This is a genomic window from Pseudonocardia acidicola (genome assembly GCF_012911935.1).
GTDB classification, from domain to species: domain Bacteria; phylum Actinomycetota; class Actinomycetes; order Mycobacteriales; family Pseudonocardiaceae; genus Pseudonocardia; species Pseudonocardia acidicola.
On sequence record NZ_JAAXLA010000129.1, the window covers coordinates 1 to 9,859 of the forward strand.

Annotated in this window: 8 protein-coding genes and 2 pseudogenes; 8 read left to right on the forward strand and 2 right to left on the reverse strand. The window is 73.4% G+C overall.

What is annotated here, in order from left to right; genetic code table 11:
• Positions 1–321: pseudogene (locus HF526_RS36020) on the forward strand (hypothetical protein); the annotation flags it as partial.
• Positions 322–390: 69 nt separating this feature from the next.
• Here HF526_RS36020 and HF526_RS33550 read toward each other — a convergent pair.
• Entirely contained in the window at positions 391–1,554 is a 1,164-nt protein-coding gene (locus HF526_RS33550) for a DNRLRE domain-containing protein (RefSeq protein ID WP_169385683.1), read from the reverse strand.
• A gap of 145 nt (positions 1,555–1,699) precedes the next feature.
• Positions 1,700–2,392 (reverse strand): TetR/AcrR family transcriptional regulator, encoded by a 693-nt coding sequence (locus HF526_RS33555; RefSeq protein WP_169385684.1) that lies wholly within the window; start codon positions 2,390–2,392, stop codon positions 1,700–1,702.
• Positions 2,393–2,929: 537 nt separating this feature from the next.
• Between HF526_RS33555 and shbA the strand changes: the two are divergent.
• From shbA to HF526_RS33590, 7 genes and pseudogenes are all read left to right on the forward strand, one after another.
• A pseudogene (gene shbA / locus HF526_RS33560) lies at positions 2,930–3,484 on the forward strand (RNA polymerase sigma factor ShbA); the annotation flags it as partial.
• A gap of 151 nt (positions 3,485–3,635) precedes the next feature.
• Positions 3,636–4,046, forward strand: a complete 411-nt coding sequence (locus HF526_RS33565) for a DUF948 domain-containing protein (protein ID WP_169385685.1) — start codon at positions 3,636–3,638, stop codon at positions 4,044–4,046.
• On the forward strand, positions 4,043–4,360 hold the full coding sequence (locus tag HF526_RS33570; RefSeq protein ID WP_169385686.1) for a hypothetical protein: 318 nt from the start codon (positions 4,043–4,045) through the stop codon (positions 4,358–4,360). The genes HF526_RS33565 and HF526_RS33570 overlap by 4 nt, the downstream gene beginning before the upstream one ends.
• A gap of 70 nt (positions 4,361–4,430) precedes the next feature.
• Positions 4,431–7,091, forward strand: coding sequence for an alanine--tRNA ligase (alaS, locus tag HF526_RS33575; RefSeq protein WP_169385687.1), 2,661 nt, complete (start codon positions 4,431–4,433; stop codon positions 7,089–7,091).
• Complete coding sequence (ruvX, locus tag HF526_RS33580; RefSeq protein WP_169385688.1) at positions 7,088–7,519, forward strand: Holliday junction resolvase RuvX; 432 nt, start codon at positions 7,088–7,090, stop codon at positions 7,517–7,519. Before alaS ends, ruvX begins: the two co-directional genes overlap by 4 nt.
• Positions 7,520–7,755: 236 nt before the next feature.
• Positions 7,756–8,955 carry an endolytic transglycosylase MltG gene (locus HF526_RS33585; RefSeq protein WP_211178188.1) on the forward strand — a complete coding sequence of 400 codons (1,200 nt, stop codon included), beginning with the start codon at positions 7,756–7,758 and terminating at the stop codon, positions 8,953–8,955.
• A 29-nt stretch (positions 8,956–8,984) separates the two neighbouring features.
• Positions 8,985–9,845, forward strand: a complete 861-nt coding sequence (locus HF526_RS33590) for a spermidine synthase (RefSeq protein WP_338051933.1) — start codon at positions 8,985–8,987, stop codon at positions 9,843–9,845.
• The last annotated feature ends 14 nt before the right edge of the window (positions 9,846–9,859 follow it).

The following is a 9,859-nucleotide window of genomic DNA, read 5'->3' on the forward strand; positions in this document are numbered from 1 at the left end:
AGCGACGTGCCGTTCCTCTGCGCGTTCAGCGACGGCGATCCGATCACCGGTGCGATGGGCCCGATCCTGCAGCGCACGATGCCCGGCGCGGCGGGCCGGGAGCATCCGACGATCACCGGGGCCGGGCTGTGGGCCGGGGTGGACGTCGACCCGGGACTGGCGGGCGGGCGTGAGGTGTGCGAGCGAATGGTCCGCGCCGGGGTCCTGGTCAAGGACACGCACGGATCCACGATCCGGTTGTCGCCGCCGCTCGTGGTACAGCCCGAGGAGATCGGGTTCGCGGTGGACACCCTGGGGAAGGTGCTCGCCGAGCTGCGGTGAGGGCCGCCCCCTCCCGGGAAGGGCGACTCACCCTCCCGGAAAGGGCGACTCGCGGGGAGGGGGCGGGGCTCAGCCGAGGGTGACGTCGAGTTGCGGCACCGTGGTGCTCTCCGCGGAGCCGAAGCGCTTCCAGCCGAGCGGATCGGACTCGTTCGCCGCCCGCAGCTGCATCGTCCCGTGCGGGGCGTTCCCGGCCGCCCAGGCCCGGACCAGGTCGGTGACGTCGACGGTGCTCCACGCGGGCGCGCAGCGCGCGTTGTTGCCCCGGGTGTCGGTGCTCGTGGCCCAGACCCGGTCGGCGGTGGGTTGGTTGGCCCACCGGGTCGCCGGGCCGACGGCGGGGGAGGACCAGACCTGCCACGCGGCCGGCCGGCACGACGACGACCACTCCTGGTGCAACCGCAGCGTCGCCTTCACGATGCGCTTGCCGGTGACCTGGGCCAGGTCCCAGGTCAGGTAGCTGCGCGCGACCGTGGTGCCGTCGTAGCTGCCCACCCGCAGATCCGGGTCACCCGAGGTGTCGGTGTTGCGGATGTTGGTCTGCACCGTGGTGTCGAACGGCACCGGGGTCGCACTGCCGGGCGGTGCGGCGGCGACCACCTGGCTCACGGCGCTCTCGGACTCGGTGAGTGGGCCGCCGGCCTCCCGCGCCGCCGGGTCGCCTGCGGGCGCCGGGTCCGGCACACCCTCGGCCTTCCCACGGCGCAGCGCGAGGGTCGGCGCCGCACCGCCGGGGGCGCCGTCCCGGCGCACCGAGGCGACGAAGCCGGTCCGGGTCGCCTCGACAACGAGGTCGTAACCCGGCTTGGCCTGCGGATAGGTGGCCGTGGCCCCCTCGAGTCGGGGCGCGGGCAGCCGGGTGGGCCAGTCCAGTGCCGCGGAGCCACCGCCGGCGAAGCGGACCGACGGACCGTTCGGACCCAGCGTGAGGTCCTCGATGCCGGCGGCGGGCCGGATCAGGCCGTCGGGATCGGCACGCAGGGTGAGATCGACGGGCACCCACCCGGCGCCGCGCTGCAGCTGGACCGGACCGGCGAACAGCGAGACGGTACGGACGCCGTCCGGGCCCACGACGGTGGTGCTGGTCGCGGTCCGGCTCTCGACCCGGGCGCCCGGTGCGGCGTCGGACCCCGCTGCCGCCACCGCGCCAGCCGGCGCCGCCATCGCGGCCCCCGGGATCGCCGCCATCAGGAGCGCCGCGCCGAGCGCGGCCGCCATGATCCCCCTCTGCATGATCACAGAGATAAGTGACCGGGCGGTGCCAGGCAAGGCGGCGGCCGGACAACCCCACGTCGGTGCACCCACCCCACCCGTTCAGCCCACCCGTTCAGCCCACCGCTGTGCCCGTGCCGTGGCAGCCGCCGGTCGCGGGCCGAGCTCAGGTGCCGCTGCGGAACGGTCGCCCGTCGGTGCCGCGCTCGAGGAGCAGTTCGGGGCGCAACGCGCCGAACAGCACCGTCAGCAACAGCTCCGCGGTGCGTTCGGGCGGCTCGTGGGGACGGTTCACGCTGCGCATCAGGAGCAGGTTGATGACCATCCCACTGATCTCCAGGGCCGGCGGGAACGGATGCAGTACGTGGTCGCGCTGCCCGTCCTCGATGAGCCCGAGGATGGTCGACGGCATCGGCGCCACGACGCGCGGATCCTGATCGTCGTCCGGGTCCGGCGGGCCGCCGGCCCGGATCGTGTAGTCCTGCACCGCGGCGGCGAAGGCCGTGGTGAGCCCGCGGTGCCGCCAGCTCGCCCGGGCCAACGCCCGGACCTGGTCGCTGAGCGCGTCGACGACGGGCCGATCGTCCGCTCGGTCCTGTTCGGCCTGAGCGATGAGTGGTCTGATCAGCGGTGCGTACACATGACCCATGAGGGCATGCTTCGACGGGAAGTGGTTGTACGCGGTGGCCGCGCTGACCCCGGCCGCAGTGGCGATGTCCTCCACCCGGGTCCGCAGCCAGCCCCGGGAGGCGAAGGCGGCGTCGGCTGCGTCGAGTAACGCACGGCGCGTGCGATCGCGTTTCGTCTGGGCGGCGCGCGCCCGCGCGTCACCCGGTCGAGTCTGATTCGGGGGGGTCATTGAGCGCAGAGTAGCGACATCAGGGCCGAGTTGCCCTTGACTCCAACTTGGCTTTCACCCAAACTCCTTACTGCTTGAAACATGAACGGCCCGGACGCCGCAGGGCACAGCGGCGGCCGGGGCGCTACGGGGGATGCCGCACCGCCCGATCGTCGGGGAGCAGTGTGTCTCGAGCCGGACGTCCGGCATCTCCTGTGCACGACCGCACGACAACCGCACGTCGTCTCGGGTTCGTGGGCGGCGAGCGGGCTGCGTCCGCGCACGACACCGGTGGGTGACCGCCGGTGCAGGGGAGGGGAACCCGACAATGCTCGAATCTGCTGCAGACGGCGTCGTGGCCGCCGCGGTCGAACCGCAATGACCGCCACCGTCGGGGCCATCGGTCCGGACACGCCCGACCGCCCCACTGCCGCCACCACATCGTTCACTCTAGTCGCGCAATCGATCAAGCACGCCGACGACGGAACGCCGACGGGTGACATCGACGCCGCCGCCGAGGGCAACGGCGACCACGCCGTCGTGGCCGGCGCGCCCGGCGTGGCCTCGGTGCTGGAAGGACTCGTCGGCGCCGCCGTCCACGGCGACCCGGGGGCCCGGGACCAGTTGCTGGCCGAAATCCACCCGCTCGTGTTGCGGTACTGCCGCGGTCGGCTGGGGCGCCAGGAGACCGCGATCGGCTCCGCCGACGACGTCGCGCAGGACATCTGCCTCGCGGTGGTCAGCGCGCTGCCCACCTACACCATCAAGGGGCTGTCGTTCCGGGCGTTCGTCTACGGCATCGCCGCGCACAAGGTGACCGATGCGTTCCGGGCGATCGGGCGCAACCGCTCCGAGCCCGTCGCCGAGGTGCCCGACACCGCGGTGCACAACGACGGGCCCGAGCACCGCATGCTCGCCGTCGAGCTCAGCGAGCATCTCGGCGGCCTGTTGCACAAGCTCACCCCGCGCCAGCGCGAGGTACTGGTGCTGCGGCTCGCCGTCGGGATGAGCGCGGAGGAGACGGCGCAGGCGGTGCGGTCCACCCCGGGCGCGGTACGGGTGACCCAGCACCGCGCGCTCGGCCGGTTGCGCCAGATCGTCGCCGAGCTCGAGACCGCGTCCGTGCCCGCGGTGGAGCCGGAAACCGACGACGGGGACGGCCTCGGGATGCCGCAGGCCCGGGTCGGCTGACCGGCTCGCGGACCGGGGAGTAGCCTGGCCGACGATCACTTCGCCGGTGTCGGTCGGGTTGCAAGGAGGGCACGTGTCGGCTGGTCAGATCGCTGCGCTGATCGCCGCAGGAGCCTTCGTGGTCCTGGTGATCCTGCTCGCCGTCCCGTTGCTCAAGCTCGGGCGCACACTCGACGAGGCCACCGTCGCGATCCGCAAGGCGCACGAGGGAAGCGCCCCGCTGCTGACCGATGCGCAGGTGACGCTGCAGCAGGTGAACACCCAGCTCGAGCGGGTGGACGGCATCACCTCCAGCGCGCGCACGGTCACCAGCAACGTCTCCGTGCTCACCTCGCTGTTCACGGCCACGCTCGGCGGGCCGCTGGTGCGTGCCGCCGCGTTTTCCTACGGCCTGAACAAGGCGATCAAGGCACGCCAGGCCGGCAAGGACGCCGGTGCGCACTCGCTGCGCTCCCGCCGCGCGAAGCGTAAGGCCGTCAAGTGAAGCGGTTGTTCTGGTTGGGTGTCGGGATGGCCGCCGGGGCGTACGTGACCCGGCGGGCGACCCAGGCCGCCCACAGCCTCACCCCGGCCGGTGTCGGGGCCAACCTGGCCGACGGGCTCCGTGAGCTCGGGGCCGGGCTCGGCGCTTTCGGCGCCGAGGTGCGCGCGGGAATGGTCGCGCGCGAGCAGGAATTGAACGAGTTGGTCGAGCAGCGCACCGGCATGCCGGTCCCGACCGTCAGCGACGCCGTGGGCGAGCCGGATCCGGAGCCCGCGTCGCGTCCCGGCGCGCGAGCGCGCCGGGCAGGGCGGTAGGCCTCCGCCGTCCCGCTGCCCTGCCGCCGCCGCATCCCTTCCGCAGACCGCGCAGAGAGTCCTTCCGACCGTGCAGACCCACGAGATCGCCCGCCGTTTCACCGATCACTTCGTGAAGGCCGGGCACACCCGTGTTCCCAGCGCCTCGCTGATCCTCGACGACCCGAACCTGCTGTTCGTCAACGCGGGCATGGTGCAGTTCAAGCCCTACTTCCTCGGTGAGGCGCCGCCGCCGTACCCGCGGGCCACGTCGATCCAGAAGTGCGTGCGCACCGGGGACATCGACGAGGTCGGCCGCACCACCCGGCACAACACCTTCTTCCAGATGGCCGGGAACTTCTCCTTCGGCGACTACTTCAAGGCCGGCGCCATCGAGCACGCCTGGAACCTGGTCACCGGCAGCCAGGACGCGGGCGGCTACGGCTTCGACCCGGACCGCATCTGGGTGACCGTCTACCAGGACGACGACGAGGCCGCCGAGCTGTGGCGCACGATCGCCGGCATCCCGGCCGAGCGCATCCAGCGGCGCGGGATGGCCGACAACTTCTGGTCGATGGGCATCCCCGGGCCGTGCGGCCCGTGCTCGGAGATCTACTACGACCGCGGCCCGCAGTACGGCAAGGAGGGCGGCCCCGTCGTCGACGAGGACCGGTACCTCGAGATCTGGAACCTCGTCTTCATGCAGAACATCCGCGGCGAGGGCGGGACGAAGGACCACTTCCCGATCATCGGGGAGCTGCCGGCGAAGAACATCGACACCGGCATGGGTGTCGAGCGGGTGGCCTACCTGCTGCAGGGCGTGCACAACGTCTACGAGACCGACCTGGTCCGGCCGGTGATCGCCCGCGCCGAGGAGCTGTCCGGGCGCCAGTACGGCCTCTCCCCGGAGGACGACGTCCGGTTCCGGGTGATCGCCGACCACGCCCGCTCCGGCGTGATGATCATCGGTGACGGCGTGACGCCGTCCAACGACGGCCGCGGCTACGTGCTGCGCCGGCTGCTGCGCCGCATCATCCGTTCGTCCCGGCTGCTCGGCGTGCACGAGCCGGTCCTGCCCGCGTACGCCGAGGTCGTCCGCGACGTGATGGCCCCGGCCTACCCGGAGCTCGTCGACGACTTCGAGCGGATCGCCGCCGTGGTGCGCAACGAGGAGGAGGCCTTCCTCGCCACGCTGGCCGCGGGCTCGAAGATCTTCGACGTCGCCGCCGCCGACACGAAGCAGTCGGGGAGCACCGTGCTCGCCGGCGACAAGGCGTTCCAGCTCCACGACACCTACGGCTTCCCGATCGACCTGACGCTCGAGATGGCGTCCGAGGCCGGGCTGACCGTCGACGAGCAGGGCTTCCGCACGCTGATGGCCGAGCAGCGGGCCCGGGCCAAGGCCGACGCCGCCGCGCGCAAGACCGGCCACGGCGACGGCAGCGCCTACCGCGCGGTGCTCGACACCGCCGGCAGCAGCGAGTTCCTCGGGTACTCCGAGCTGATCTCCGAGTCCACCATCGTCGGACTGATCGTCGACGGTGTCGGCGTGCCGGCCGCGGGCGAGGGCAGCGCCGTCGAGGTGGTGCTCGACCGCACGCCGTTCTACGCCGAGGGCGGCGGCCAGCAGCCCGACACCGGCGTGATCGTCGGCGCCGACTTCACGATCACCGTGTCCGACGTGCAGTCACCGGTCGCCGGCCTGATCGTGCACCGCGGCACCGTCACCGCGGGCGAGGCCCGCCTCGACGCGGACGTGCACGCCGAGGTGGACGCCGACCGCCGGGTGGCCGTCTCCCGCTCGCACTCCGCCACGCACCTGGTGCACGCGGGCATGCGGCGCGCCCTCGGAGACTCCGCAGCCCAGGCCGGTTCGATGAACGCGCCCGGCCGGCTGCGGTTCGACTTCACCTCGCCGGCCGGTGCGGTGCCGCCCTCGGTTCTCGCCGACGTCGAGGACGAGGTCAACGCGGTCCTGATCGCCGACCACGACGTGCGCTCGTTCATCACCACGCCCGACGACGCCCGCAAGCTCGGCGCGCTGGCCCTGTTCGGGGAGAAGTACGGCGACTCCGTGCGTGTCGTGGAGATCGGCGAGTACTCCCGCGAGCTCTGCGGCGGTACGCACGTGGTCCGGTCGGGCCAGCTCGGGCTGGTCAAGCTGCTCTCCGAGGCCTCCATCGGTTCCGGCGTGCGCCGCGTGGAGGGTCTGGTCGGGCTGGACGCGTTCCGCTACCTCGCCAAGGAGCACGTGCTCGTCTCGCAGCTCGCCGAGCAGTTCAAGGCGAAGCCCGAGGAGCTGCCGGAGCGCATCCACGGCGTCGTCGAGCGGCTGCGGGTGGCCGAACGCGAGCTGGAGAAGGTGCGCGCCGACGCGGTGCTCGCGTCCGCGGGCGCGCTCGCCGAGGGAGCCGAGGACGTCGACGGGGTTGCCCTCGTCGCGGTGGCCGCTCCGGACGGCGTCAACGGCAACGACTTGCGTGCGCTGGCCGCCGACGTGCGCGGGCGACTCGGCTCGCGGCCCGGCGTGGTGGCCCTGTTCAGCCCGGACTCCGGCAAGGTGTCGTTCGTGGTGGCCACCACCGCGGCCGCCCGGGACCGGGGACTCGCCGCCGGCAAGCTGATCCCGGCCTTCGCCAAGGCGGTCGGCGGCCGCGGCGGCGGCAAGCCCGACCTGGCCCAGGGCGGTGGCACCGACCCGTCCGGCATCCCCGCCGCGATCGAGGCGCTGCGTCGCGAGCTGCGCGGGTGAGCCGGCCCGGCCGGGGCCGGCGCCTGGGCGTCGACGTCGGGGCGGTCCGGATCGGGGTGGCGCTGAGCGACCCCGACGGGGTGCTCGCCACCCCGCTGGTCACCCTGCCCCGCGACGTCGACGGCGGGTCGGACCTGCGCGCCCTGGCCGATCTCGTCGCCGAACACGAGATCGTGCAGATCATCGTGGGGCTGCCGCGCACCCTGGCCGGCCGGGAGGGCCCGGCGGCGCAGGCCGCACAGGAGTTCGCGACGGCGCTGGCCGCGGCGGTCGACGTGCCGATCGCACTGTCCGACGAGCGGCTCACCACCGTGGTGGCGGCCCGGCAGCTCTCCGCGCGCGGGGTGAAGGGCCGCAAGCAGCGGGCCGTGGTCGACCAGGCCGCCGCGGTCGGGATCCTGCAGGGGTGGCTGGACGCCCACCGCTGACGGCTGCGGCCGGCGCCGGGGAAGGCGGTCCAGGAAAAGGGACGAAGCGTGCGTAACGTACCCGCGGTGATGTCTCTGCACCGCCACGCCGGCAACTCCCGGTACACCCGGTCGACCCCGCGACGTGCGGCAACGGGCAGGGCCAGAGGCGGTGTGCCCTATCCGTGCTGGTTACGCTTCTGCACTGTGAACCCGATGGAGCTCGCGACCGCACACGTCCTCGGCGTGGTCGATCGGTGAGCGACCGGGTGGACACCTTCCCCAGTCGCCGCCAGGAGCTCGCCGCCCGTCGCGGCGAGCTACGGGCGCAGGCGAAGCGCCGGCGCCGGCGCGCCGCGGTGGTGGGGCTCGCGATCCTGCTGCTGCTCGGCGTCGTCTTCGGTGGCGGCGCCTACCTGCTCGGTTCGATCTTCTACAGCGACGACTACGACGGCCCCGGCGAGGGCGACGTCGTGGTGCGGGTGCTCGACGGTGACTCGACCACGCAGATCGGCGCCATGCTCGTCCGTCGCGGGGTGGTGGCCAGCACGCAGGCGTTCACCGACGCGGCGTCCCGCACCGACCGGATCCGGTCGGTGCAGCCCGGTTACTACCAGATGCGGTCCCGGATGTCGGGCGCCTCGGCGGTCGACAAGCTCCTCGACCCGGCGTCGCGGGTGGGCCAGCTGGAGATCCGTGGCGGCGTGCAGCTCGACGACACGAAGTCACCGGACGGCACGGTCACCCCGGGTGTGCTCAGCCTGGTCGCGCAGGCCAGCTGTGCGACGCTGGACGGCCGGCGGCGCTGCCTCACCGTCGACGAGCTGCGCAGCACGATGGCCACCACCGATCCTGCCGAGCTCGGCGTGCCGGCCTGGGCGCTCGCCGACGTGCGCCGGGCCGACCCGGTGCGCCGGCTGGAGGGGCTGATCGTCCCCGGCGTGTACGACGTCGCCCCCGGTACCCCGCCCGCCGACGTGCTGCGTTCGCTGCTCGCGGTCTCGGTGGCCAGGCTGGAAGCCACCGGCATCGTCGCCGGCGCCCGCACCGTCGGGATGGCGCCCTACCAGGTCCTGGTGGTCTCGTCGCTGGTGGAGAAGGAGGCCATCACCCCGGACATGCCCAAGGTGGCCCGGGTGATCTACAACCGCCTCGGCGCCGGTCAGCGCCTCGAGCTCGACTCGACCGTGAACTATCCGCTGGACGTGCAGGCGCTGCGGACCACCGCGGAGGCCAGGGCCAAGCCCGGCCCGTACAACAGCTATGCCGTCGCCGGGCTGCCGCCGACGCCGATCGCGGCCCCCGGGAAGGCCGCGGTGGCCGCGGCGATCGGACCCGTACCGGGGCCGTGGTTCTTCTTCGTCCGCTGCCAGACCAACGGCACCTCGTGCTTCGGCACCACGCTCCCGGAGCACCAGGAGAACGTCCGGCAGGCCATCGCGAACGGGGCATTCTGACGGGTTTCGCGCAGGACGGTGAGCTCCCGGTGAGAGGCGATCGGCGGGCCGGGGCCGTGATCCGTGCCGAGGTGGACCACGGCGTCGCCGAGCTGGTCGCCGAGCCGGACCGGCCGACGGCCTGGACCTTGCTGGTGAACGGCACCGCACAGTCCCACGTCGATCTCGCCGACCCGACGCACCTGGAGTTCGAGTACGTGCGCCGGCTCGGGCACGTGCTCGACACCGCCGCCCCGGCCACCCGGCCGCTGCGGGTGCTGCACCTGGGCGGCGGAGCCTGGACCCTGGCGCGCTACGTCGCCGCGACCCGGCCCGGGTCCTGGCAGCGGGTGGTCGAGCTCGACGGGGCGCTGGTCGACCTGATCGCCGGGCGGCTGCCGGCCGACGGGCTCGACATCGACGTGCGCGTCGGCGACGCCCGCTACGAGCTGCAGCAACTGCCCGCCGGGAGCGTGGACGTGCTCGTCGTCGACGTGTTCGCCGGCGCCCGCATCCCGGCCCATCTCACGTCGGTCGAGTTCGTCGGGGCGGCCGCGCGGGTCCTCGACGCCGGCGGTGTGCACACCGCGAACCTGGCCGACGGCGCCCCGCTGAGCTTCGCCCGGGCGCAGGTGGCGACCGCCGCCGCGGTGTTCCCCCACCAGGCGATGCTCGCCTCGCCGGAGGTGTTGCGCGGCCGGCGGTTCGGCAACCTCGTGCTGGTCGCCGGGCGCGCCCCGCTGCCGGTGCCCGAGCTGACCCGGGCGGCGGCGGCGGATCCGTTCCCGGCCCGGGTCGAGTCCGGGACCCCGCTGCGCCGCTTCGCGGCGGGCGCGCGGATCGTGACCGACCGGTCGGCGGGACCGTCCCCGATCCCACCGCCCGGCTTCTTCGGCCAACCGGAGCAGTAACCGCCGCCCGCCCC

Coding starts and splice junctions, on each gene's coding strand:
- HF526_RS33550 (WP_169385683.1), bottom strand. CDS start 1,554: ATGCAGAGGGGGATCATGGCGGCCGCGCTCGGCGCGGCGCTCCTGATG.
- HF526_RS33555 (WP_169385684.1), bottom strand. CDS start 2,392: ATGACCCCCCCGAATCAGACTCGACCGGGTGACGCGCGGGCGCGCGCC.